This window comes from Paraclostridium sp., assembly GCF_051656405.1.
GTDB lineage: Bacteria > Bacillota > Clostridia > Peptostreptococcales > Peptostreptococcaceae > Paraclostridium.
The window spans coordinates 1-25,330 of record NZ_JBOGBV010000064.1 but is presented as its reverse complement, the minus strand read 5'-3'; the positions used below and the strand labels follow the sequence as shown (position 1 = coordinate 25,330).

The window sequence follows — 25,330 nt, the reverse complement described above, 5'->3', positions numbered from 1 at the left end:
TTTGAGAAACAATATGAAAAAAATATTTATATGTGTATTAGTTATAGCATTTATATCTTTGGGAGTGATAGCCATAGATGGTATATATGATAATATATATACCATTAGATTAATAAACACTGAAAATGAAAAAATGGTAGGGGGTCTATCTGAACAAGATGTAAATTTATATGAAGATAAAATAAAAAATGAATTAAAAAATGAGCTTAATCAGAAGCTCCTAAAAAATAAAAAAAATATTAAAAATAGTTATTATGCTCTTGGTAAAATAGAGTCGTTTAAAAAAAACTATAAACAATCAAATACCTATTTAATAAAATCTATTGGATATATGGAAAATAAAAATAGTGAAGTGGATTTTAAAATATATAGAAATTTATCATTTAATGCTATTCGTACAAATGATATTAATCAATTTAAAAAATACTTTAAAGAAGCTAAAAAAATGGCAATTAAATCAAATTTAACTGATGAACTATCAAATTTTTACTTTTCGCTAGCAAGAATGAATTTAAGATATAAAGGAAGTATATGCGATAGCATTGACTTAATGGAAAAAGCTATAAAGTTAGAAAGTACAGATAAAACAAAAATGGAAGAGTATAATTTTTTAGCATCTTTGTATAGGTCTAATGGGCAATTTAATTTATCCTTAACTTATGTTATGGAGGGATGGAAAATTGCATATGAGAATAAAGACTATGAAAATATGTGCAAAGCAATTATAAACTTAGGCGAAAATTATTACGTTCAAGAAAATTATAAAAAAGCTGCATATGTATATGAGTCTATTCTTAAGGATGATAAGTTTAAAATGAATGACAAAAATTTGTCAGTGATAGGGTATTTAATGGAATCATATTTTAAATTAAATGAAAATGAAAAAGCAGAAAAATTAAAATTTGAGTACGAAGAGATTGCAAGTAAATTAGAACCTAGCGAAAAAAATAAAGAATTAATATGGCTTTATATGGTTTATTCAAATGTTAAATTAGATAAAGATAATGTAAAAATGTCTAAGGAATACTTAGATAAAGCTAATAAACTATATGATGAAAATTCTTTAAATGCTTATTCTAATTCAGATTTATATTTAAAAAAATTAGAGATTGGAAATGATTATAAAAATGATTCAAGTATCACATATTCACAAACCCTAGAAAGTTATAATGAATTATTAAATGAAATTAAAAAAAGAGGTATAAAATCAGATATATATATAACTGTATTAAAAGATATAATCAATTTGACAGAAGAAAACAATGATTATAAAAATATCATAAAGTATAATAAAATTTTGGACGAATATGAAAATAAATCTGAAAATGTAGAATCTACAGATACAATATTTTTTGAGTTACAAGCTAAAATATATAAAGAAAGCCAAAAATCTCAAAATATTAAATTATTATTTTCTATAATTTTATTAGCATTAATTTCTATACTAGCACTTATAGTAGCTATAAAAAATAGTAAGATAAACAGGCTAAACAAAGATTTAGAAGAAATTTCTATAAAAGATCCTTTAACGGATGTATATAATAAAAGACACTTTTACAATGTATTGGAAAAAATTTCAGATGATAAAAAAGAAATTACTTTTATAATGATAGATATTGATTTTTTTAAGAATTTCAATGATAATTATGGTCATCTAAAAGGCGATGAAGTATTAAAAAAAGTAGCTAAAATATTGGAAAACACATTCAGTCAAGATTATGTATTTAGATATGGTGGAGAAGAGTTTGCTGTTGTATCAGAAAGAAGTTTAAAGGAAAGTTTATTGTTAATAAGTATCTTAAGAGACAAATTATACAAAGAAAATATAAAACATGAATTTTCTGCAGTTAGTGATAGAGTAACTATTAGTATAGGAATTAAGTATAGTAAAATAAGTTCTAAAGAAGATGTAGAAAAGATTATAATAGATGCGGATGAAAGATTATACAAATCCAAGATAAATGGAAGAAATAGATATACTTGCTTTTAAAATATCGTATTTCCGAGGAAATTTCGATATTGAGATTGTTGTAAATTGAAAAAAATTAAATTTAAATTGGGATTTCTAAGTACTATTATAAATAAATGAAAAAGTATAAGTTAAAATAGGTCAGGCAACTTTGGTTGCCTGAATTTTTTATGAAAAATTTAACAATAAAATTCTAATATGTTTGAAGATTATAAACAAAAAGAAAATTTATAATTAATTTATAATTTAAGGGATTGTACAAATTTGTCGGATATGATAATATTTAGTCAACAAGATAACTACGAGGGGCTTTGTATAGAGGGCATTGAGGTATGACATCAGACATTATGATTGAATTATTTAATTTAAAATGAAAACGTTAACCTCGAATAAAGGGACCAGGAAAACAATAACATACGTAATTATCTTAAGTTATCATCAATTGATTTTGAAATTATATTATACTTAAGAAAGGACGAGTGAAATTATGAGTACAACAGCAGTGAAAAAAAATAAATTTCCAATGGGATTTTATATTTGTGCAACTACATTTGCATTTGAGAGAGCAGCTTACTATGCTTCAAAATATCTAATCTATATTTTCTTAATTACAGCAGTAGTTAAAGGTGGTTTAGGTATAGAAAAAGGTCAAGCAGCTATGATGCAAGCAAACCTTGTAGCATTTACTTATCTTTCACCTATAATAGGTGGATATATATCTGATAGATGGATAGGTGCTAGATATACGATACCTTTAGGTATGTTTATTATGGGGGCAGGTTATTATGTAGGATCAATAGCCACATCATCATCTATGGTAGGGTTAATGGTTATTTTAGTAGCGATTGGGACAGCGTTTTTCAAAGGGAATGTTTCAGCTGTAAATGGACAATTGTTTAAGAATCAAGAAGAGTTAGATTCAGCTTTCTCTGTTCAATATTCATTTGTTAATATAGGTTCTTTTGTAGGAACTACAGCAGTTGGAGTTTTATACCTTAAGACATTTGCTAAAAATGGAGTTTTAGGATTCTCTCAATGTTTCCTTATAGCAGCAATCTTATGTGTTGTAGGTGGATTATGGTTTATATTTGGATGGAGATTCTTAGGAGATGCAGGAAAGAGACCTTTTAAAGAAGGTGTCGTTGCTGAAAAAACTGATGCTGAGGCGAGTACACCATTAACTCGTACAGATAAAAAGAGAATATGGGCTATAGTTTTAGTTTCTGCTTTCTCTGTATTATTCTGGTTATTCTGGTATTTAACTTACCTTGCAGTTTATGATTATGGTGCAGCATTCGTTGATATGAATGTTGGAGGATTTGAAGTACCTTTAGCTTGGTTTGACTCATTAAATGCATTAACTTGTATAGTATTAGGTCCAATATTTGCAGCTTTATGGTTAAAGCTTTCAAAGAGATCTCAAGGGGATATAAGTTTATTTAAGAAAACTGGATTAGGATTTATATTCTTAGGATTATCATTCTTTATGCTAGTTGGAGCAGAGTTTGCAAGAGGAATAGGTGCTCCTGATACAGCTAAGGCTAGTATACTTTGGATAGTTGCATTTGGAGTTTTATTAAGTATGGGAGAGATGTTCTTCTCACCACTTGGAAACTCATTTGTAAGTAAGTATGCTCCTAAGAGAGTATTAGCAGTTTTAATGGGAGTTTGGACTTTCGCAACTTTCGTTGCTGGAAAGAGTTACGGATATTTATATGACTTTACTTTAAAATTCGATATGATAACTGTATACACTGTTATACCTGTTATATTATTCGTTGCAGCTGCATTACTATTTATCTTTGATAAAAAGTTAAATCGTCTTGTAGAAGATGAAGAGTCTAATGCAAAAGAAAAGTCTATAGCATAGATAATAAAGTAGAGGGAGTACTATTATGTTTTGCTACACAAGCTGGAAATATGCTTGAAATGTAGCTAAAACACAATAGTACTCCTTATTTATGTTGGGGAAAAAGCAAGGAAGTTTTGCTATACAAGTTGGAAAAAAGCTTGAAATGTGCCTAAAATATATTATCTATCCATCTTATTTTGAAAGGTGATTGTATAAGGTTGGTATTTGAAATAGAATATATATAGATTAGTAAATATACAGGTATTGGAGTTATGCATATGGGAGATTATATAAACTTTATTGAAAATGCGTGGAAGAGATTTATTAATACAGGGGAAGTTGATTTAAGTGTTAGAAAAGATATAAGAGATTCTTGGATAAGATGTAAGTCTTATGGAGTTGATTACAATAATGGTTGTGGAAGTGTAAAGCATGATAATATTAAATGTTTAATAGAAAAAAATAGTGAACTTATTTCTGTGTCTAATCCTATTATGGAAGGTATATATAGTATGGTTTCAGGTTCAGGGTTTGCAATTATGTTAGCTGATAAAGATGGATATATTATCGAAGTTATTGGTGATAAGGATATAATGGATAGGGCCAATGAGCTAAACTTTTTAAAGGGGGAGCTATGGACTGAGAATATAGTCGGAACAAATGCAATAGGAACAGCTATATATCTTAACAAACCTATTCAAACGATAGGAGCAGAGCATTATGGTAAAAATCAACATTCTTGGACTTGTTCTGCATCTCCAATTTATGATGAAGATAACAAATTAATAGGTTGTATAAATATGTCTGGAAATTATTATGATGCACATTCACATACGCTAGGAATTGTAACAGCTGCAGCTAAGTCAATTCAAAATCAATTAGCTTTAACTCTTTCATATAAATTACTAAACATTACTTTTGACTCTATATCAGAAGGTATGATTGTTGTTAATCAAGATTTAAGTATAAAAAAAGTAAATGGAAGAGCTTTAAAAATATTAAATACATCATTAGATAATTTAATAAAGATAAATGTTGAAAACATATTAAAAGATATAGATTTTTATGAGATTTTAAATGAAGATAAAAGAGTAACTAATATAGAGTGCGATTTTTATATTAATTCTAATAGAATAAAGTGTGTAGTAAATATAACTACATTAAATACACATGGCAACAATACTGGTTTTGTAATAACTTTCAATGAAGCAAAGAAAGTTCATAAATTAGTAAACAAAGTAGTGGGATATAAAGCTCAGTATAAGTTTGAAGATATAATAACTGAAAATGAAAAAATGAAAAGTATGATTTCTTTTGCAAAGAAGATATCGAAAACAGATTGCAATATCTTGATAGAAGGGGAAAGTGGAACAGGAAAAGAATTAGTTGCCCAATCAATACATAATTTTAGTGAAAGAAAAAATGGACCTTTTGTTGCTATAAACTGTGCATCTATACCTAGGGAATTAGTTGAAAGTGAATTATTTGGATATGAAAAAGGAGCATTTACTGGAGCATCAAAGGAAGGTCATCCAGGAAAGTTTGAATTAGCTGATGGAGGAACAATATTTTTAGATGAAATAGGTGAGTTACCACTAGATACACAAAGTAAATTGCTTAGAGTTTTAGATAATGGAAAAGTGATTAGAGTTGGTGGTACATATGAAAAGCAACTTGATGTAAGAATTATTGGGGCAACAAATAGGATACTAAAAAATGAAATAGCTATAAAGAACTTTAGAGAAGATTTATATTATAGGTTAAGTGTAATGAATATAAACACTATTCCTTTAAGAGAAAGAATAGATGATATAGACGTGTTGGTTAATCACTTTGTAGAAAAATTGAACTATAAGAACAAAAGTGATAATGTAGAGGTTAGTTTTTCATATATACAGGAATTAAAAAAATATAATTGGCCAGGAAATATAAGAGAGCTTAGAAATATAATAGAAAGAGATTATTATCTGAGTGAAAACAACTTAATAAGTATAAGTAGATTAGATAATATAAACATGTTTAAAGATGAACAAAACAAAGAAAAAGAAATAATACCTTTAGATTGTTTAGAGAAAAAAGCCATACAAGAAGCTATGAAAAAGTGTAATGGAAACATGGTTATGGTATCTAAATTATTAAATATAGGAAGATCCACATTATATAGGAAAATTAATAAATATAATATAATGTATCAAAATGAAACATAAAATATATAGTGTATCAAAATGGGATAGCAAATGTATTAAAATGATACACTTGCTATTTTTATTTTAAGTAAATTTGTAAATTATAAATTTATACAAATATAAAGAAATAACATAATTCCTTGAAAATACTAGGTTTCAACAGAATTATAATAAATAAAATATGTAACTTATATGTTGGCATAGGGGTTGCTATATAAAATGTGAATAAATTAACAGTTTATATAATGAAACTTAGGGAGGATTTGGGAATGAAAGCAGCACTATGGTATGGAAAAAGAGATGTTAGGGTAGAAGATATTGAAGAGCCAAAAGCTACAAAAAATAATGTGAAAATTAAAGTTAAATGGTGTGGAATATGTGGGTCAGACTTACATGAATACTTAGGAGGACCTATATTTATTCCAGTAGGGCAACCTCATCCTGTAAGTAAAGGAGTTGCACCTGTAGTTTTAGGACATGAGTTTTCAGGGGAAGTTGTAGAAATAGGTGAAGATGTAAGTGAATTTAAAGTTGGAGATAGAGTTATAGTTGAGCCTATTGTAGCATGTGGTAAATGTGAAGCTTGTTTAGAAGGTAAGTATAATTTATGTTCATCTTTAGGTTTCCATGGACTTTGTGGAAGTGGAGGCGGACTTGCTGAGTATACAGTTTTTCCAGAAGAATTTATTCATAAAATACCAGATGGAATGGATTATGAACAAGCAGCATTAGTTGAGCCTATGGCTGTTGCACTACATTCAATTAGAATATCTAATTTTAAAATAGGGGATAGTGCATTAGTATTAGGATCAGGGCCAATAGGGTTAGCAACTATAGAATGTTTAAAAGCAGCAGGAGCTAAGTTAGTAGTTGTTCTTCAAAGAAAGTCTATTAGACAAGAGTATGCTAAAAGAGCAGGAGCGGATTTTGTTTTAGATCCTAATGAAGTTGATATAGCAGAAGAAGTGAAAAAGCTTACTGATGGATTGGGTGTAGATGCTGTATTTGAAACTACTGGAGCACAAATAGGGTTTGATATAGGTATTAAGAGTTTAAAGTTTGAAGGGACTATGGTTATAACTAGTATTTGGGAAAATCCTATAAACTTTAATCCTAATGATTTGGTGTTTACTGAAAAGAAAATTGTAGGAACGCTAGCTTATAGACATGAGTTTCCTGCAACTATGGCTCAAATGAATGATGGAAGAATTAAAGCTGAAGGTTATATAACTAAGAAGATTCATTTAGATGATATTGTTGAAGAAGGGTTTGGTACGTTAACTGGACCTGAAAAGAAAAAACATGTTAAGATTTTAGTTACTCCGGATAAAGAGTTGCTATAAAGTTGAGGGAAGAAGGAGCCTTATATGTTTTGGCACACAAGCTGGGAAAATGCTTGAAATGTGCCTGCAACATATAAGGCTCCTTCTGTATGTAAGAGCAAGGAAGTTTTGGCACACAAGCAGAAAAGAAGCTTGAAATGTGCCTGCAACATATAAGGCTCCTTCTGTATGTAAGAGCAAGGAAGTTTTGGCACACAAGCAGAAAAGAAGCTTGAAATGTGCCTACAACATATAAGGCTCCTTATTTATGAGTAAGAGCAAGGAAGTTTTGCCACACAATCTAGAAAAAAGCTTGAAATGTGGCTGCAATATATAAGGCTCCTTCTTTATGAATAAGGGCAAGGAAGTTTTGCTACACAAGCTGGAAGAAAAGCTTGAAATGTGGCTAAAATATGCTATTTATCTCTCTTGTTTTGTTTAGTGAAATTTGACAAGGTGCTAATTTAAGTGTAATATTATATTACGACAAGAAACAACTTTTAAATAAAAAAGAAGTTGTTTGTTAATAAGATGGGAGGGGTATTATGCTCAAATTTGAGAATATAGTAAAAAAGTTTAATGGTAATTATGTTTTATCAGACGTTTCTTTCGAAATAGAAAAAGGGAATCTTGTAGCTATCATTGGAGAGAGTGGATGCGGAAAAACAACATTACTAAAAATGATTAATAGATTAATAAAACCAAGTCACGGAAAAATTTATATAGATGAAAAAGATATTTCAAAGATAGACCCTATTAAACTTAGAAGAAATATAGGATATGTCATTCAGCAAACGGGATTGTTTCCTCATATGACTGTCAGAGAAAATATTGAAATCATATCTAAAATTGAAAAAGTAGATAATGCAAAGATTGAAGAGAGCACGTATAGATTAATGAACATGGTAGGACTTGATGCTGAAAAATACCTAGATAGGTATCCTTCTGAACTAAGTGGAGGACAGCAACAAAGGGTAGGTGTAGCAAGAGCATTTGCAACAGATCCAGAGATAATATTAATGGATGAGCCTTTCTCAGCATTGGATCCAATTACAAGAGTAGATTTACAAGATGAGCTTGTAGAATTACAGTCAAAATTCAAAAAAACTATTATATTTGTTACGCATGATATGGATGAAGCAATAAGAATTGCAGATATGATATGCATAATGAAAGACGGAAAAGTAGTACAGTATGACACGCCTGAAAATATTTTAAAAAATCCAATAAATAACTTTGTATCAAACTTCATAGGTAAAAATCGTATATGGTCATCTCCTGAATTTATAAAAATTTCAGATATCATGATTGAAAATCCAATTATGTGCGGTTCAGAACTACCAATTTTAAAGTGTATCGAGAAAATGAGAAGAAATAAAGTTGATAGTCTTATAGTTAATGACGCGACAAGTAAAGAGTTTATAGGAGTTGTAAAAGCTAAATTTATAAGAAATATAGAAAATAAGTCTCAAAGAATTGGGGACATTGTAAAGAATGAAACTCCAATACTTACGCCAAATGATACTATTTTAGATGCATTAAATATTACTAACAAACATAAAATTTCAGCTATTCCAGTTATCAATGAAAATAAAATTGTTCAGGGATTAGTTACAAAAAGTAGTTTAGTTACTACACTGAGTCAGCAGTATTTAGAAGTAGAGGAGGAATAGAATGAATTTATTAAACTACTTTATTCAAAATAAAGAACAAATAATAACATTATTAATTGAACATATAAACCTAACTGTAATATCTGTGTGTATTGCTATTTTAATTGCAATGCCATTGGGGATTTTAATAAGTTATAAAAAGAAATTGAGTAAGCCAATTTTAAGTGTAGCAAATGTAGTTCAGGCAATTCCTAGTATGGCATTACTTGGATTTTTAATTCCTTTTTTAGGAATAGGTAAAATACCGGCAATAGTAACAGTTATAATGTACTCTTTATTGCCTATAATTAAAAACACATATACAGGGTTAGAAAGTATAAATCCAAATACTTTAGAAGCAGCTAAAGGAATTGGATTAACAAAATTTCAAATACTAGTGAAAGTTCAGATTCCGCTAGCATTGCCTGTTATTATGGCAGGGGTTAGGATATCAGCTGTAACAGCGGTAGGACTGATGACGATGGCTGCATTTATTGGAGCTGGAGGATTAGGATACCTTGTATTTTCAGGAATAAGAACGGTTAATAATAGTCAAATATTAGCAGGTGCGATTCCAGCATGTTTACTTGCTTTAGCTGTAGATTTTATTGTTGCAACTATAGAGAAATTAGTTACACCTAAAAATATGCAAAAAAATACAAATAATAAAAGTAAAAAGCACACAAAAACTATTATAGGGATAAGTGCTGCTGTTGTGATAATAGCTTTAATTGCATCATCAATAACAGGTGGTGTAAAAAAAGATAAGTCTATAACAATTGGTGGAAAAGATTTTACAGAACAATCAGTTTTAACAAACTTAGCAGCATATATGATAGAAGAAAATACTGATATATCAGTTAAAAAGAAAACTGATCTTGGAGGTACACAAGTTATTTTTTCAGCTTTAAACACAGGTGAGATTGATATGTATTTAGAGTATATGGGGACTGCATATTCTGATATACTTAAATATCCGCCTGCAAATGATATGGATAAGGTTTATAACACCGTTAAAACTGACTTAAAAGAAAAAAATGATTTACAAGTATTAACTCCAATGAAATTTAATAATACTTATACATTAGCTGTAACTAAAGAAACAGCGAAAAAATATAACTTAGAAACAATAAGTGATTTTGCTAAGGTTTCAAAGGACTTTAAGTCAGGAACTACATTTGAATTTTTAAATAGAGCTGATGGGCTTTTAGGATTAAAAAAAGCTTACAACTTTGATTTAAAAGATGAAGTTGCATTAGATAGTTCGCCTAGGTATGTTGCTTTAAAAAATGGAGATGTGGATGTAATAGATGCGTTTACTACAGATGGTTTAATCAAAAAATTTGATTTGAAACTACTTAAGGATGATAAGCAATTTTTCCCTCCATATTATGTAACTCCTATAGTTAAAAGTGATGTTTTAGAGAAGTATCCTGAAATTGAACCTGTTTTAAATGATTTAGGAGCGGTTTTAACAGAGGAAATTATGATGGAACTTAATTATAAGGTAGATGAGCTACATATGGACCCAGATACTGTAGCAAAAGAGTTTTTAATAGAACAAAAGTTAATTAAAGAGTAAGGGCAAGAAGGAGCCTTATATGTTTTGGCACACAAGCTGGGAAAATGCTTGAAATGTGACTGCAACATATAAGGCTCCTTCTGGTTGTATAGGGAAATGAGGAGCAAGGAGATTTTGGTGCACAAGCTGAAAAGATGCTTGAAATGTAGCTAAAATACACTATTCCTCCCTATTTGTTTGAAGAGGAGCAAATCAGTTACTTTTGTACAATTAATAAATATAGTATATAAAATCAATTATTAGGTATCAATTACTTGAACTTTTGAGGGAATTGTTTAATTATTCCATCAGTAAGAACATCTGCAAACATAATCATATGATTTTCACCTTTATCGTATGCTTCAATATCAGCTTTCCAATCTTTATTTAACCTAGCAACAGCCTGATCTGTAACAAATTGTAAATGCTTATACAACATGTCTTTAAGATTTTTTTCAGAATAATTAGGATTAGCAGAGCTTAAAAAACTAGCAATTTTATCAGCATTTTCATACCATAGTTTATTATATTTTTCTAAATCATTTTTATTGTCAACTTTAGCAGCATCAACAACTTTTCCAGCAAGTGCTATATGTTCTTTCAATAGGTCTGAAAGCTTATTTCCAGCCTCTTCTCCATAATAAGGTTTAATTGAATTTCCAATATCATCTTGATTTTTAAGTAGCCTTTATAATACATAACTTTTATCTTCAAGTGAAGATAAATCACTTACAATGTAATTTCTAGTCCATGAAACATGGTCTATCCAAAGTCTTCTTTCGGCCATTTTTAAATCACATATAGACTTGTTACAATTAGTATCTTTAGAAAAAGTATGTTCTAAAGCTTTAGTTTTGATAGGTGTTAAAACTAAAATTAGTAAAAATGAAAATAATAAAAAGCCTTTTAATAATTTTTTCATTGATGTAAGTTCCTTTCGTCTTTAATTTTCCATTTTAGTTTGTCAAAATTAACATGGTTTATTTGAATGTATTTTATTTTGTTATATAAAAAATTAAACAATTATCAGAATATTCACGAGGACGAGATATGTTCCATATACATATTAGCAATAAGACTAAAGGAGGTTCGTTATGAGTAAAAATTTACAAAAGGCAAGTATTACTCCTGATAATTTAAATGATTCGGGTTTTATAGACTCGCTAAAGCTTACTAAAGATGAAAGAAAAATTGGAACCATTAAGTTTCTTATATTTTCAGCTATTGCTATAATGATATTTTTTATACCTATAGAACAAAATGGAAAACACAATATATTATTTGGAATTATTTATAATGCTATAGTTAATTTTTTAGGAGTACCAGGATTTTGGTATGTAGCAATTTTAATTACAGGAAATGCCATCTGTAGCGTATATGGAAAGTATATAGCTAGGCCTGGCAATAAATTATATGAATATTATAAAAGTGATTCAAAAATACATCCTATTTTATATTTGATGGCAGCTATATTTATGCTTATGTACTGTTTGAAAATTACAATATCTAATATGAATTTACCACAAATAATAGTAGGAAATGATATAGGTGGAGTTGTTATTCCAGACATTGTAATAGGAGTTGCTTGGATTATACCTGTAGGAGCTTTCTTTGTTCCATTTTTACTTAACTACGGAAGTATAGATTTCTTTGGAGTATTGCTAGAGCCTTTGATGAGACCTTTATTTAAAGTTCCTGGAAAGAGTGCAGTTGATGCAACAGCTTCATTTGTAGGTTCAACATCCATGTCTATAATAATAACTAGTAGGTTGTTTAAAAATACAACTTACACAAAAAAAGAAGCAACTATAATAGCTACATCTTTTAGTGCTGTTAGTGTGGGATATGCTTTTGTCGTAATGAAAACAGCATCTATTGAACAATATTTTTTACCTGTGTATTTTACTTCATTTTTATTAGCTTTTATTGTAGCATTTTTCGTGGTTAGGATACCGCCTATTAATAAAATGGAAAGTGTCTATATAAATGGAAGAGAACAAAGTATTGAAGATATAAAAAATGAGCCTAAGTATGGTAAAGGCATGATTAAAAAAGGTGTTGATAGAGCTACTAAAAGAGCTTATTATTCAGAGAGTTTGTTTAAGAGTATCAAGGATAGCTTGGTAGATGGGTTTAAAGTTTTACCTAAGGTTGTTTCGTTACTTTGTGTTATAGGAATTTTAAGTATGATTATAGCTAAACATACACCTGTTTTTGAATGGCTTGGATATTTATTTTTACCTATTTTAAAAATTTGTCAAGTTCCTGATGCTAATGCTATTGCAGCTTGTATGCCTGTAGGTATAACAGAAATGTTTATTCCTACATTAATAATTGCAGATCAAGCTAATGTTATAAGTGAAGCAGCTAGAGCTTTTGTTGTTATGGTTTCTACTGTTCAGGTTATATTTTTTGCTGAGTCTATTGTTGTTATGAAGTCTACTGGAATACCAGTTAATTTAAAGCAGTTGATTATATTGTTTATAGAAAGAACTATTATAGCTATACCATTTGCTGCGTTTTTTGTTAAGATACTTTTCTGATTAGTTTTTTTGTTGGGTGAGGGGTGAATAGTATATTTTGGAACACAAGCTAAAGAGATGCTTGAAATGTGGCTAAAATATACTATTCATTTCCTCTTTACTCTATTTAAAAATTGATCATAAAATAGTGTAATTAAAACATTTAAAAATTTATATATTTTTAAAAATAATTATTACCACGTTTTTTTCAAAATCAAATTATCTTTAAAACCACCTCTAGCATCTTTCTTCTCATTCCTTCTACCTAAAACATCCTCTTCGGAATAACCATATTTAGCTCCAATAGCAAATAAAACTTCCATAACGTCAGCTATCTCATCAAGGTTTTTATCGTCTAAAAGCTCACTAACTTCCTCGTTAAGTTTCTTATAAAGATACTCTAGGGCAACCTCATCACTAACAACTTCAATTTCACACTTATTCCCACTAGATTCAATAATTTCAGGGATTCTATCTCTAACTAATTTATCGTAAACTTTCATAATTACCTCCAAATTTAAAATTACAATTTAAATTATAGAAGTTCATATAACCTTTGTCAAAACATGATAAAATATAAAAGTAAAAATATATAATAATATATATTTATGAAAGGGGAGTATATGAACTTAAATTGTATAACAGGAAATAATGACCATTTATATAAACATATAAAACAAAGCTTTTATAAAGCTAAAAGTATAGATATTATAGTATCTTTTCTTATGGAAAGTGGAGTTAAGCTATTAAGAAAAGACTTAGAAGAAATATCAAATAAAAATATACCAATAAGAATTTTAACAGGAAATTATTTAAATATAACTCAACCATCTGCACTATATCTTATAAAAGATATACTAGGTGATAATGTAGATTTAAGATTTTATAATGATACAAAAAGGAGCTTCCACCCAAAAGCTTATATATTTGAATATGAAGATGGAGGAGAAATATTTATAGGGTCTTCAAATTTATCAAAATCAGCATTAACTGAAGGTATAGAATGGAATTATCGTATAGATAAACATAAAAATATAGATGATTATAAATATTTTAAAGATATGTTTGAAGATTTATTTTACAATGAATCAATTATAGTAAATGACCAAGAGTTAGAGACTTACTCAAAAACATGGAAAAGACCTAAGATATATTCTAATATAGGTGTAGATGAGTTTAAAAAAGATGTAAAAGAAGAAAATAATGTAGTGAGTATATTTGAGCCAAGAGGGGCGCAGATAGAAGCTTTATATGAGCTTAGAAAAACTAGAGAAGCTGGAAATGATAAGGGGTTAGTAGTAGCAGCTACAGGCATAGGAAAGACATATTTAGCGGCTTTTGATAGTAGAGAGTTTAATAGAGTATTATTTATCGCACATAGAGAAGAAATATTAAAGCAAGCTTATGAAACATTCAAAACTATAAGAATAGATAAGCGAATAGATAAAAATATAGTGGTAGTTGATAACAATATAGAAAGTTATGATTATCTACAAAACAAAAAAGAAACACCGTTAAAGGTATCTGAAAATATAGAGATTGAAGATTATAAAAGATGTGAAGAAGAGTTTAATATGGGCTTTTTTATGAATTCTCAAAGAGACACTAATAAAGATATTATTTTCGCATCTGTACAAAGTTTAGGTAAAGAAACGTATTTAAATGAAGATTATTTTGAAAGGGGCTATTTTGATTATATAGTTGTGGATGAGTTTCATCATGCAGTATCAAATAACTATCAAAATATAATTAATTATTTTGAACCTAAGTTTATGTTAGGGCTTACGGCGACTCCAGAGAGGTTAGATAATAAAGATGTTTTTAGTGTATGCGACTACAACACAGTTTATGAAGCTACTTTAAAAACTGCAATTGATAAAGGTTGGCTAGTTCCTTTTAGATATTATGGAATATATGATGAAAGTGTAAATTATGATGAAGTAGAGTATAAGAATGGAAAATACAACATAAAGGAATTACAAGAAGCTTTGAGCATAAATAAAAGAGCTGATTTAATATTTAATCATTATAAAAAATATAAATCATCTAGGGCGTTAGGGTTTTGTACAAGTAAATCTCATGCAGAGTTTATGGCTAAATATTTCAATGAACAAGGGATACCTTCATGTGCAGTATATAGTGGAAGGGAAGGAGAATATAACGAGGATAGAAATATAGCTTTAAATAAGCTAAGAGATGAAGAATTAAAAGTTATATTTTCAGTTGATATGTTTAATGAAGGGTTAGATGTTAAAAGTATAGACATGGTTATGTTTTTAAGACCTACAGAGTCACCAACTATATTTTTACAACAATTAGGAAGAGGACTTAGAAAAGATAAAAATAAAAAGTATTTAAATGTATTAGATTTTATAGGTAACTATAAAAAGGCTAATTTAGTACCATATCTTCTAATCGGTGAAAATAAAGTAAATGCATCATCAAATAGAAATATGCCTTCGGAGGAAGATTTCCCTGAAGATTGTTTTATAGATTTTGATTTTAGGCTTGTGGATATTTTTGAAAGAATGAGAAAAGAAAATCAAAAGGTAAAAGACAAGATAACTGAAGAGTATTTTAGAATTAAGTCATATGTAGGACATAGACCATCTAGGTTAGATATATTTACTTATGCTGAAGATGAGATATACATAAATATAAAAGGGAAGAATGATATATTTAAAGACTACTTAGGGTATTTACAAGAGATAGGTGAAATAACTGATGCTGAACAAGTTTTAAAAGACTCATTTGCAGGCGAGTTTTTAAATATGGTAGCAACTACAGGGATGCAAAAGTTTTATAAAATACCTATATTATCAGCTTTCTATAATAATGGAAATGTTAAAGCTAAAGTTAGTGATAGTGATTTAAATGAATCTTTTATTAGTTTTTATAAATCAGGAACTAATAAATATTTTATTATGAAAGATAAAGATATAAAAGATGAAAAAGCTATATACACTGATAAGTTTATAAATAATGCAAAGAAAAATCCTATAGATGCCTTTTTAAAAACTAGTAGTGAATATTTTTATATGGAAGAAGATATGTTTTGTTTAGATAATCGTATGTTAGAGTTTTTAGATAATGATATCTTTATTAAGGAGTTTAAAGACTGTATAGATTATAGATTGAAAAAGTTTTATAAAGATAAATTTGAGAAGTAAAAATTATATAAAGTTTGAGTTTTGATGAGATTGGAAAGGAGCAAAGTATGAGTTGTATATTTTGTGATATGAAAGATTATGTTTTAGAAAATGATTTGGCTTATGCTATATTTGACAAGTTTCCGGTAAATAAAGGCCATATGTTATTCATTCCTAAAAGACATGTGAAAGACTTCTTTGATATAACTAACAAGGAAAGAGAATCTATTTTTAAACTTATAGATGAAGGAAAGAAGTTATTAGATGAAAAGTATTCACCAGATGGATACAATGTAGGGATTAATTGTGGAGAAGTTTCAGGACAAACAGTAATGCATGTTCATGTACACCTAATTCCAAGATACTTTGGAGATACTGATTGTCCAAAAGGTGGAGTAAGAGGGGTAATACCTGATAAAATGAAGTATTAATAAATTAAAAATTATATATCAATATAAAACAGGAAGGATAAAGGTATAAGTTTTATAAACGTTTTAAGCACATACAAATGTAAAAGAAAAATTTATATCTTTATCCAAAATACTACACTATTTATGAGTGTATTTTTTTTTATTTATTAAAACTAATTCGTCATTAACGTATTTGTACAAAATAGTTACTATAAGATTATTTACACTTCTATTTTCGTTTTTTGCAAGAAGCTCTAGCTTAGATTTTAAACTTTTAGGAATTGTAAGTGTAGTTCTCATGTTAATTTCTTTATTAATCACAAAATCACCTCAAAGTGTATTATAACCAAAAAATTACCACTTATAACACTATGATATATACATACCATAATAGTGAAGTCACTATCAAGGAGAGGTGAATCAAATGGGAAGAAAGAAACTTCAAATAGATTTTGACAAAGTAGTTAGATTAATAGATGAAGGATATACTCAAATACAAATAGGGGAAAAATTAGGAGTAGGTAAAAATACAATAATTAGCTATTTGAAAGAAAACAACTTAACTACTAAAGCAAGATATGAAGATTTAGTAAATTTGAGATTTGGGAAATTAGTTGTATTAGAAAGAGCTGAAAACTCAAAAGATAGACGAAGAAGATACTTATGCAAGTGTGATTGTGGGAGATGTATAATTGTTAAAGCTAAGTATTTAAATAATGGCGATACTAGAAGTTGTGGATGCTATAAAAATATGGAAAACTACAGGATGAATAACTATAAAGAAGCTTCCAAAAAAATAGGTGAGAAGTATGGGGAATTACAAATTGTAGATATAGTTTTAAATAAAGACAGAGGAAAATACTTAATGGTTTGTAGTTGTGATTGTGGAAGTATATCATTAAAATGCTATACAAAGATGAGGCAAGCAAAGACAGTTTCTTGTGGGTGCTATGGAAGAGAACTTAGGAGTAAACTACAATCAAGCACTAGTTCAAATAAAGATAGATGGTATTTTATAAAATGTAATGAGAAAGTATACTGTAGATCTAGTTATGAAGTTGTTTATGCAAATTATTTAATGATAAATAATATTGATTTTGAATATGAGGCAACATGCTTTAAATTAAGTAACGGTAAAAGATATACTCCTGACTTTTACTTGATAAAAGATGATAAATATATCGAAATTAAAGGGATTGATTATAATATATTAGATAAATCTAACCAAAAAGAAAAGTTTGATTTATTTAGTAATTATTATAATATCGAATTATACTTATGGAAAGATTTAGTTAGTATATGTAAGTTGCCATATAAAAGTTATTCAAGTTATAGATATCAAGCAAATAAGCTTAATATAGAAATTGAAGCATATTTTGCTAATATGGTATACATTAAAAATAAGTAAACTCAGTAAAAAACATAATGTAGAAATTGATGAAACAACATATTGTAGATTTGAAGCCATTCAAATAATTGAAAATGAAACTGGATTACTAGAGTAATAAAGCTTTATACCCTGTGTCGGAAAATCCGACAGGGGTATTAAACTATAAAAATAGCGAAGGATAAATATATAAGTTTTATCGACTTTTAAAGTTTTGGGAGAAAAACTTACATTTTACCAAAAGCACTGCATAATGACCCTATATCGGAAAACTCGACATAGGGGTAATAATTTGAAAATTTTAGTTAGTAACTATATAAACTTTAAAATTAAAAACTTCAACTTCGTTAAAATCCAACATTAATTCATAATTACCATCTTTCTCAACATCATTCAATAAAATAGAATTGTTTTTAGGCATTTGAGTTTTGTTATATACATATTTTTCAGTAGAATTATCCTTTAACATTATTGTAATAGGGTATTCTGTTTCGGTATTTATTTTTAAAGATTGACCTTTTTTCAAATCAATATTAAATGCCTTTTTAGATCCTGAATTCAAACTACCTTTAGCTTCTTCTTGAAGAAATGATATACTATTTGCCCCTTTCTTAGACGTATCTTTTAAGTTAGCATTAACTTCTAAAATTTGAATCTCTTTGTTTATAGAAGTAGTTTTAGTTTCAGACTCTGATGAGATTGACTTTGCATTAGCGCATCCTACATTAAGTAAAAGTAATACTCCAATTAAACTTAGTATTTTAATTAATTTCATGAAAACTCCCCTTTAATAATTTTTATATAATGTATTTTCAGATTAACAACTAAGAGAATTTATGTCAATAAAGAAATAAATTGAATAATTAAAAGTTAATTATGCAGTTTTTTATATAGGTTTTTACATAATACAAGAATTATATTAGTTGAATATTAGGCAATTTAACAATGTCGAAAAATAGGATAAATTGTATTTTGAAAGTTCTTTTAAAATTTATTCAAATGATGTTAAAATGGTTGAGGACAAAAAATATGGAGGTTTTGCATAAATATGAAAAAAAGGTTTGTAGTATTAGCATCAGCACTTATGATTATAGCTCAACCATTTGTAGCAGATGCACATTCAGGAAGAACTGATTCATCTGGAGGTCATAGAGACAACAAAAACAAGTCTGGGTTAGGATCATATCACTATCATTGTGGAGGATATCCAGCACACTTACACACAAATGGATGCCCTTATACAGGTGGAGGATCAAGTGAAAGTTCATCATCTCAAGGAGGAAGCAATTCGAACTCTCAAAGTAATAACAGTTCTAAAGTTCAAGTACCAAGTGGACCATCAAGACAAAGTATAATTGAAAAAGGTTCAAATGAAGGTTATAACGATGGGTATAATATGAGGGATAGTAGTGAGTACTCATATTCAGGTAGTTATGAATCGGATTATCAAGAGGCGTACAGAGAGGCTTTTTATAAGGGTAAAGAAAAGTTAGAAAAAGAGGAAAGTGAAGCAATAGAAAAGGGTTATAATGATGGTAAATCGAATAATTACGATAATGTATATGTGCAAGAAACAGTTGTAAAATCATACAAAGAAAACTTTGATAAGGGAAACAAAGAATATAAAGATGAAAAGATAGCTGAATATAGAGCACTTGGAAAAAACGATTGTGAGAATAATATAAAAGATAGAAACTTTGAATCAGGGGTTGATTCTGAGTTTATAGATGCATATAAAGCGTCATATGAAGATACATATACAAATATAAAAAATGAAGAACATAAAGCTATTGGTTACAAAAATGGAATTATAAATAAGTATAATAATAAAATAGATTCAAAATACAAAGCTAGCTATGATGAAGGGTTTAATTTAGGGACAGATGCTAGATCTAAAGTTTTAGAAGCTAGTTTTAACCAAGGTTACGATGATGAAACATTAAAGTTTGATGAGAAGTTTAATCCAATAAAATCAGAGATAGAAAAGCAGTACAATGAAGGGGAAAAAGAAAGCAAAAAAGATTTAGCTATGGGACTTGGAGGAACAGCTGTTGTAGGTGTTGCTGGAGTTGTAGCATTTAAGAAGATTAAAAAGAAGAAAAGAAGTTAATAAACATTTGAAATTACAAAAATTATAAATGGGGATTTATAAGCGGAAATTAATAATATAAATTAAAAAAGGTGTATACCAAAACTAGAAAAGGATAAATATATAAGTTTTATCGACCTTTAAAGCATTTTTACAGCTTTGTGAGAAAAACTTACATATTTATCCGAAACTTTGGGATACACCTTTTTTACATCTAAACAAATAATATTAAATAAACTATTGGAATTGTAATTATAAGTCCTAATACATTATAAAATGTAAAATATTTTAAATAAGTAGAGTTATCAGCTTTAAACTCATTAGTATAAATTTTATATGAAATAACACTAGCTAAAGAAGCTATAAGAGTACCCATACCTCCAATATTCACACCAAGTAATAGTTCTTTAAAGTTATTTGTAAATCCAGATAAAAGCATAGTAGCTGGAACATTACTTATAACCTGACTAGATAGTATTGAAGTTATAAATGTAGATTGAGGACTATTTAAAATACCCATCATAAAACTTCTAATAGAATTCATTGTAGAAATATTTCCTATAAATATGAAAAATCCTATAAATGTAAGAAGTAATGAATAATCAATTTGTGTTAGTAATTTTTTATTTAAGATAAGTACAGTTAATAAAGTTATAATAAATGCTAGTCTATAGTCTACTATGTGAAAAACAGATAAAAGTATAATAGCAAATAATATAGAAAAGAAAATTACATCTTTTTTATTTTCAATTTCTACATCTTCTAAGTCTAAATCTAACTTAATTTTTTTACTTTTTAATATGATAACACTTAAAAATAGTACAGATAAAATTACCAAAGGAGCAGTTATCTTAAAAAAGTCACTAGGATCTAAGTTATAAAAAGAGTATATAAATAGATTTTGTGGATTGCCCATAGGGGCAAAACTACTTCCTAAATTTGCGGCAAGTGTTTGTAAAATAACTATTTTTAACACATTAATATCTGACTTTTTAGCAACTACTATACTAAGAGGAACAAAGGTAATAAGTGCTACATCATTTGTGACTAACATTGAGGCTAAAAAAGTTACAAATACAAGTGAAAATGATATTGCTGTATAAGTACTACATTTTCTTAGTAATGATATAGTGATACTATCTAAAACTTTAAGTTCTTTAAAAGCTGCAACAACTACCATAAGATTAAATAGTAGTATTAAAACTTTAAAATCAATATATGATAATTTTGGACTAGATATAAAAGAAGTTATAATTGCTAAAGAAACTGAAAGTATTAGTACTATTTCTTTTTTTATAAAGTTTTTTTAATTATTCTTTTTAGAATTATGATTATCAATTATTGGAATTGATAGTTCTTGGTTGTTATTATTAAGCATTTAAAATCTCCCTATATGTTTTTTCTACCTTAAAAGATTTCACAATATAAGCTTACTTTTATCTATAAGTAAAATTAAAAAATATTATAAAAAATTATAATTTAGGACATCATATATTTAATGAAAGATACGTCTAAAAAATGACAATAGTCTGAAAATTGACATTATAAAAATTAAATCTAAAAAGCAAGTAAAATAGCCATTAATAGAATGTTTTCATCTGAGATATTAAAAAAATACGTCTGTTTATTGACTTTTTGACAAGTTTAGAAGAAATTACACAAAATTTTAAGAATAAATAGATTCCAATGCAAATATATATAAAATACCAAAGATTTGAAAGATTTAAACGATTTAAAATTTTATTGTTAATAAAAGAACAAGTGGCACAATACTTGCTTTTTTTAAAGGTATTAGGCTTTTACAGGGGGTGAAAGTTAAAATGAGCCGACTCACGAATGTGATGATTAAGGGGAAAAAACAAGTATATATTAGGGGGTTCAACTATGATTAACGTAATAAGAGTTTTACTAGGTGTATTTACAGCTTTCTTTGGATTTTCATATTTCAAGGATATATCAAAAGCAAAAGCAGAAAATAATTTTGAAGATGTATCAGCAGGTAAAGCAGTAGCAACAGGTTTTGTAACAGACTTTTTTGATACACTGGGAATAGGATCTTTTGCACCAACGGTTGCAATGTTTAATGCTTTAAAGATGAATATATCAGATAGGTTAATACCTGGTACATTAAATGTATGTCACACTATACCAGTTGTTTTAGAAGCATTTATATTTACAACTGTTATAAAGGTAGATCCAGTAACTTTAATATGCTTAATAGGGGCAGCTGTAGTAGGTTCATATCTTGGAGCTGGAGTTATAGCTAAGATGGATGAACGTAAGATACAAATTATAATGGGAATTGCATTAGCAATAACTGCACTTTTAATGTTATTAGCTCAATTAGGATTAATGCCTGGAGGCGGAACTGCTACAGGATTAAGTGGAGCAAAATTAGTTATAGGAATAATAGGTAATTTTATATTAGGAGCACTAATGACTGCAGGTGTTGGATTATATTCTCCATGTATGGCTATGGTATACTTCTTAGGAATGTCACCAGATGTTGCTTTCCCTATAATGATGGGATCTTGTGCAATGTTAATGCCAGTTGCAAGTACTAAGTTTATAAAAGAAGGAGCTTATGCTAAGAAAACTTCATTTTTTATAACAATAGGTGGAGTTGTAGGTGTATTTATAGCTGCATTTATAGTTAAGAGTATGCCAATTGATATACTAAAATGGGTAGTTATAGTAGTTATAACTTACACTTCTATATCAATGTTAAAAAAAGCATTTAAATCTGAAAGAGCAGAATAATTTAATATAATAAAAAAGGAAGTAATTTTTATTACTTCCTTTTTTATTATATTAAAATTTATAACTAGAAAAGCTTAAAATCTATTGATATTATCATTATGAATACAAGTAAACTATATAATAAATAATATAGGTAAATATTAAAGGTGAAGGGGAAAAATAATGAAATATTATATGAAATCTAAATTGTTTAAAATTAAAGAAGACTTCTGGATACAAAATGAAGAAAATGAAGAAGTGTTCTTTGTAGATAATAAATTATTTGCAGTTGGTCTTCAATTTGATCTTATTAAAGATGAAAAAACATTATATTCTGTTAAGGAGACTGTAATATCACTTCTAGCTAAATACCAAGTTAAAGAAGGTAATGAAGTTGTAGCTGAGGTAAATAAAAAGCCTTCGTTTATGAGAGATAGTATAAAGATAGAAAGTAAATATGGGGATTTAAATGTAACAGGAGATATAATTGATCACAATTATGAAATATATAAAGGAAGTGAGCAAATAGCTAGAATTCATAAAGAAGTTTTTACTTTTACGGATAGCTATAATGTAGAAACTGATTTTGAAGATGAAGCATTTATTTTAACTTTGGCAGTTATAGTAGATGATATAATTGATAAACAAAGAAGTAAATAATTTAAAATTGAATATTTTTTCGCATCAATATATATATTTAGGAAACAATAAGTTTGAAAAAATAATATTTATAAGTATAGGTGATATATATGAAAGAAAAAAAGGAGTTATTGTTAGCAATTTTTATACTTGCAGCATTGTTTTTTCTAAAGTCATTTGTTGAAGAATTAGAGAAAAAAAGTTTAAGTAATAATAATCAAAATATTATTCAAACTTATAGTGATACTAAAGAAAATCCTTTAAATAGACTAAAAAAAGGAAATGAAATATATATAGATGTGAACTACAATAAAAATCAAATTGATAAATCTACAAGAAAAAAGCTCAATGAAGGCGGACAAAAACCTTATGCTGTTATTTTAACTTGTTCTGATTCAAGAGTAGTTCCTGAAAATATATTTTACACAGGGTTAGGAGAACTATTTGTGATTAGAGTTGCTGGAAATGTAGTTGATGACACTGTATTAGGAAGTATTGAATACGCAATAAGTAAGTTAGATGTACCTTTGGTTGTAGTTATGGGGCATGATGATTGTGGAGTTATAAAAGGAGCATCTGAAAAAAATATGAATGGAAAGTTAGAAACTATAGTTAAGAAAATTGAACCAAGTTATGAAAAAGCAAAAATACAAGGTGGCTCAAAAGAAGAAATTTATAATAATGCAGTTAAGTTTAATACTGAGAACTCGATGAACCTAATTAAAGAAAATGAAATTATTAAAAAATATATTGATGAGAAAAAAGTTAAAGTAACTGGATCTAATTATGATATGGAAACCGGGTTAGTTAAATGGTTAGACTAATTTTATAATTCGAAAAATTTAAACTTAGAGGGAGTAATACGAAATTACTCCTTTTATGTTTTAAAAGTATATAAGTAGTGGTATATTATTCTATAGAAAATTTTTGAGAACATCAAAGGAGATTTTATTATGGAGAAGAAAAAAATCTTATCTACTACCATAATGTTTGTAGTTATAGTAGCAGCAATTATAGGTTTTAAAAGTATTTTTGGAGATGCAAATACATTAGTTGGAGTTGCAGGTATCACAGCCGCTCTATCTTTACTAGGAACAGATTATACTATAAACCCAGTAAGAAATACAGTGTATTTTGTAGGTTTAGAGGTTGTATTAGGTGTAGGAGCTTTTCTAGCAGCAAATAATTCAATTTTAGCATTAATTATAACTTTTATATTAATATTTACAGTTTTATATAACTTTACATATAATACGAAAAAGCCTACTTATGTAGCATTTACATTAGGGTATTTATTTATGTTATACAGTCCTGTTGACATAAAAGAGTTACCAACTAGAATAGTAGCTCTTGCATTTTGTGGATTAGCAATAATGGCAATTCAGATGATAGCTAATAAAAATAAGCTTAAAACACAATCTAAAAAAACAATAAAGAGTTCTATAGAGTACATAAGTGAGGAAATAAACTGTATATTAGAAAATAAAAATTTAGATTTTGTAAATGAGTTAAACAAAAAAACATACATAGGAATAAGAGACGTAGTATGTGATATGTATAAAAAAATAGATAAAGATATAAACTTACCTATTGAAATTATGCAAAGTTTATTTATAAGTAGATTTTTAGAAAGTATTAACTTAACAATAGGTAAAATTAAGGATGATAGAAATGATAATGAAGGTTATTTTAAAACATTAAATGAAGTAAAGAACTTATTAGTAGAAATTGAAAATTTTACAAAGGAAAATTTAAGCATAGACGAATTAATAAATAAACTAAGTGAATATGCTGAAGATACAGATAAAATAGAACCAAATTATTATTTAATATATGAACTTAAAGATGCAGCA

At 27.8% G+C, this 25,330-nt stretch carries 21 protein-coding genes; 15 read left to right on the top strand and 6 right to left on the bottom strand.

Annotation, left to right across the window (positions count from 1 at the left end):
* Window position 1 precedes the first annotated feature (1 nt).
* The 6 genes from ACRDDE_RS09350 to ACRDDE_RS09325 all read left to right on the top strand — a co-directional run bounded on the left by ACRDDE_RS09350 (window position 2) and on the right by ACRDDE_RS09325 (window position 10,563).
* Window positions 2-1,990, top strand: a complete 1,989-nt coding sequence (locus ACRDDE_RS09350; RefSeq protein ID WP_438626992.1) for a tetratricopeptide repeat-containing diguanylate cyclase — start codon at window positions 2-4, stop codon at window positions 1,988-1,990.
* A 466-nt stretch (window positions 1,991-2,456) separates the two neighbouring features.
* Window positions 2,457-3,839, top strand: a complete 1,383-nt coding sequence (locus tag ACRDDE_RS09345; protein WP_438626991.1) for a peptide MFS transporter — start codon at window positions 2,457-2,459, stop codon at window positions 3,837-3,839.
* A gap of 260 nt (window positions 3,840-4,099) precedes the next feature.
* Window positions 4,100-6,028 (top strand): sigma-54-dependent Fis family transcriptional regulator, encoded by a 1,929-nt coding sequence (locus tag ACRDDE_RS09340; RefSeq protein WP_438626990.1) that lies wholly within the window; start codon window positions 4,100-4,102, stop codon window positions 6,026-6,028.
* Window positions 6,029-6,276: 248 nt separating this feature from the next.
* Window positions 6,277-7,350, top strand: a complete 1,074-nt coding sequence (locus ACRDDE_RS09335; protein WP_438626989.1) for a 2,3-butanediol dehydrogenase — start codon at window positions 6,277-6,279, stop codon at window positions 7,348-7,350.
* Window positions 7,351-7,874: 524 nt separating this feature from the next.
* Window positions 7,875-9,002 (top strand): ABC transporter ATP-binding protein, encoded by a 1,128-nt coding sequence (locus tag ACRDDE_RS09330; RefSeq protein WP_438626988.1) that lies wholly within the window; start codon window positions 7,875-7,877, stop codon window positions 9,000-9,002.
* Window position 9,003: 1 nt separating this feature from the next.
* The gene (locus ACRDDE_RS09325) at window positions 9,004-10,563 is read left to right on the top strand and encodes an ABC transporter permease/substrate-binding protein (protein ID WP_438626987.1); all 1,560 of its coding nucleotides are present in this window, start codon (window positions 9,004-9,006) and stop codon (window positions 10,561-10,563) included.
* 250 nt (window positions 10,564-10,813) lie between these two features.
* On the opposite strand, the gene ACRDDE_RS09320 is transcribed toward ACRDDE_RS09325, so the two are convergent.
* Both ACRDDE_RS09320 and ACRDDE_RS09315 read right to left on the bottom strand, forming a co-directional pair.
* Window positions 10,814-11,146, bottom strand: a complete 333-nt coding sequence (locus tag ACRDDE_RS09320; RefSeq protein WP_438626986.1) for a hypothetical protein — start codon at window positions 11,144-11,146, stop codon at window positions 10,814-10,816.
* 84 nt (window positions 11,147-11,230) lie between these two features.
* A complete protein-coding gene (locus ACRDDE_RS09315; protein ID WP_438626985.1) occupies window positions 11,231-11,464 on the bottom strand; it encodes a hypothetical protein in 234 nt (77 codons plus the stop codon).
* Between the two features lie 172 nt (window positions 11,465-11,636).
* Between ACRDDE_RS09315 and ACRDDE_RS09310 the strand changes: the two genes are divergently transcribed.
* Window positions 11,637-13,085 (top strand): YjiH family protein, encoded by a 1,449-nt coding sequence (locus tag ACRDDE_RS09310; RefSeq protein WP_438626984.1) that lies wholly within the window; start codon window positions 11,637-11,639, stop codon window positions 13,083-13,085.
* Between the two features lie 173 nt (window positions 13,086-13,258).
* Here ACRDDE_RS09310 and ACRDDE_RS09305 read toward each other — a convergent pair whose 3' ends face one another.
* Complete coding sequence (locus ACRDDE_RS09305; protein WP_438626983.1) at window positions 13,259-13,567, bottom strand: phosphoribosyl-ATP pyrophosphohydrolase; 309 nt, start codon at window positions 13,565-13,567, stop codon at window positions 13,259-13,261.
* A gap of 120 nt (window positions 13,568-13,687) precedes the next feature.
* Between ACRDDE_RS09305 and ACRDDE_RS09300 the strand changes: the two genes are divergently transcribed.
* Both ACRDDE_RS09300 and ACRDDE_RS09295 read left to right on the top strand, forming a co-directional pair.
* A complete protein-coding gene (locus tag ACRDDE_RS09300) occupies window positions 13,688-16,234 on the top strand; it encodes a DEAD/DEAH box helicase family protein (RefSeq protein ID WP_438626982.1) in 2,547 nt (848 codons plus the stop codon).
* Between the two features lie 47 nt (window positions 16,235-16,281).
* Entirely contained in the window at window positions 16,282-16,644 is a 363-nt protein-coding gene (locus tag ACRDDE_RS09295) for an HIT family protein (RefSeq protein ID WP_438626981.1), read from the top strand.
* Window positions 16,645-16,761: 117 nt separating this feature from the next.
* On the opposite strand, the gene ACRDDE_RS09290 is transcribed toward ACRDDE_RS09295, so the two are convergent.
* The gene (locus ACRDDE_RS09290; RefSeq protein ID WP_438626980.1) at window positions 16,762-16,944 is read right to left on the bottom strand and encodes a hypothetical protein; all 183 of its coding nucleotides are present in this window, start codon (window positions 16,942-16,944) and stop codon (window positions 16,762-16,764) included.
* Window positions 16,945-17,047: 103 nt separating this feature from the next.
* Between ACRDDE_RS09290 and ACRDDE_RS09285 the strand changes: the two genes are divergently transcribed.
* Window positions 17,048-18,031 carry a hypothetical protein gene (locus ACRDDE_RS09285; RefSeq protein WP_438626979.1) on the top strand — a complete coding sequence of 328 codons (984 nt, stop codon included), beginning with the start codon at window positions 17,048-17,050 and terminating at the stop codon, window positions 18,029-18,031.
* Window positions 18,032-18,311: 280 nt separating this feature from the next.
* Here the strand turns inward: ACRDDE_RS09285 and ACRDDE_RS09280 are convergent, their stop codons facing one another.
* Window positions 18,312-18,785 carry a hypothetical protein gene (locus ACRDDE_RS09280; protein WP_438626978.1) on the bottom strand — a complete coding sequence of 158 codons (474 nt, stop codon included), beginning with the start codon at window positions 18,783-18,785 and terminating at the stop codon, window positions 18,312-18,314.
* Window positions 18,786-19,058: 273 nt separating this feature from the next.
* On the opposite strand from ACRDDE_RS09280, the gene ACRDDE_RS09275 reads away from it, so the two are divergent.
* A complete protein-coding gene (locus tag ACRDDE_RS09275; protein ID WP_438626977.1) occupies window positions 19,059-20,120 on the top strand; it encodes a YHYH domain-containing protein in 1,062 nt (353 codons plus the stop codon).
* A gap of 193 nt (window positions 20,121-20,313) precedes the next feature.
* Here ACRDDE_RS09275 and ACRDDE_RS09270 read toward each other — a convergent pair whose 3' ends face one another.
* On the bottom strand, window positions 20,314-21,375 hold the full coding sequence (locus ACRDDE_RS09270; RefSeq protein WP_438627008.1) for an SLC13 family permease: 1,062 nt from the start codon (window positions 21,373-21,375) through the stop codon (window positions 20,314-20,316).
* 608 nt (window positions 21,376-21,983) lie between these two features.
* On the opposite strand from ACRDDE_RS09270, the gene ACRDDE_RS09265 reads away from it, so the two are divergent.
* The 4 genes from ACRDDE_RS09265 to ACRDDE_RS09250 all read left to right on the top strand — a co-directional run.
* Entirely contained in the window at window positions 21,984-22,859 is an 876-nt protein-coding gene (locus ACRDDE_RS09265; protein WP_438626976.1) for a sulfite exporter TauE/SafE family protein, read from the top strand.
* 162 nt (window positions 22,860-23,021) lie between these two features.
* The gene (locus ACRDDE_RS09260; protein WP_053831034.1) at window positions 23,022-23,498 is read left to right on the top strand and encodes an LURP-one-related/scramblase family protein; all 477 of its coding nucleotides are present in this window, start codon (window positions 23,022-23,024) and stop codon (window positions 23,496-23,498) included.
* Window positions 23,499-23,587: 89 nt separating this feature from the next.
* Window positions 23,588-24,301 carry a carbonic anhydrase gene (locus ACRDDE_RS09255; protein ID WP_438626975.1) on the top strand — a complete coding sequence of 238 codons (714 nt, stop codon included), beginning with the start codon at window positions 23,588-23,590 and terminating at the stop codon, window positions 24,299-24,301.
* Window positions 24,302-24,430: 129 nt separating this feature from the next.
* Window positions 24,431-25,330, top strand: a 900-nt coding sequence (locus tag ACRDDE_RS09250; protein ID WP_438626974.1) for a hypothetical protein, incomplete at its 3' end; no start/stop codon positions are given.

Excerpts from the sequence above, each read along its gene's own strand:
- ACRDDE_RS09340 (WP_438626990.1), top strand. The coding sequence starts at position 4,100 with ATGGGAGATTATATAAACTTTATTGAAAATGCGTGGAAGAGATTTATT.
- ACRDDE_RS09325 (WP_438626987.1), top strand. The coding sequence starts at position 9,004 with ATGAATTTATTAAACTACTTTATTCAAAATAAAGAACAAATAATAACA.
- ACRDDE_RS09285 (WP_438626979.1), top strand. The coding sequence starts at position 17,048 with ATGGGAAGAAAGAAACTTCAAATAGATTTTGACAAAGTAGTTAGATTA.
- ACRDDE_RS09335 (WP_438626989.1), top strand. The coding sequence starts at position 6,277 with ATGAAAGCAGCACTATGGTATGGAAAAAGAGATGTTAGGGTAGAAGAT.
- ACRDDE_RS09330 (WP_438626988.1), top strand. The coding sequence starts at position 7,875 with ATGCTCAAATTTGAGAATATAGTAAAAAAGTTTAATGGTAATTATGTT.
- ACRDDE_RS09300 (WP_438626982.1), top strand. The coding sequence starts at position 13,688 with ATGAACTTAAATTGTATAACAGGAAATAATGACCATTTATATAAACAT.
- ACRDDE_RS09255 (WP_438626975.1), top strand. The coding sequence starts at position 23,588 with ATGAAAGAAAAAAAGGAGTTATTGTTAGCAATTTTTATACTTGCAGCA.
- ACRDDE_RS09315 (WP_438626985.1), bottom strand. The coding sequence starts at position 11,464 with ATGAAAAAATTATTAAAAGGCTTTTTATTATTTTCATTTTTACTAATT.
- ACRDDE_RS09260 (WP_053831034.1), top strand. The coding sequence starts at position 23,022 with ATGAAATATTATATGAAATCTAAATTGTTTAAAATTAAAGAAGACTTC.
- ACRDDE_RS09280 (WP_438626978.1), bottom strand. The coding sequence starts at position 18,785 with ATGAAATTAATTAAAATACTAAGTTTAATTGGAGTATTACTTTTACTT.
- ACRDDE_RS09310 (WP_438626984.1), top strand. The coding sequence starts at position 11,637 with ATGAGTAAAAATTTACAAAAGGCAAGTATTACTCCTGATAATTTAAAT.
- ACRDDE_RS09275 (WP_438626977.1), top strand. The coding sequence starts at position 19,059 with ATGAAAAAAAGGTTTGTAGTATTAGCATCAGCACTTATGATTATAGCT.
- ACRDDE_RS09345 (WP_438626991.1), top strand. The coding sequence starts at position 2,457 with ATGAGTACAACAGCAGTGAAAAAAAATAAATTTCCAATGGGATTTTAT.
- ACRDDE_RS09265 (WP_438626976.1), top strand. The coding sequence starts at position 21,984 with ATGATTAACGTAATAAGAGTTTTACTAGGTGTATTTACAGCTTTCTTT.
- ACRDDE_RS09305 (WP_438626983.1), bottom strand. The coding sequence starts at position 13,567 with ATGAAAGTTTACGATAAATTAGTTAGAGATAGAATCCCTGAAATTATT.
- ACRDDE_RS09295 (WP_438626981.1), top strand. The coding sequence starts at position 16,282 with ATGAGTTGTATATTTTGTGATATGAAAGATTATGTTTTAGAAAATGAT.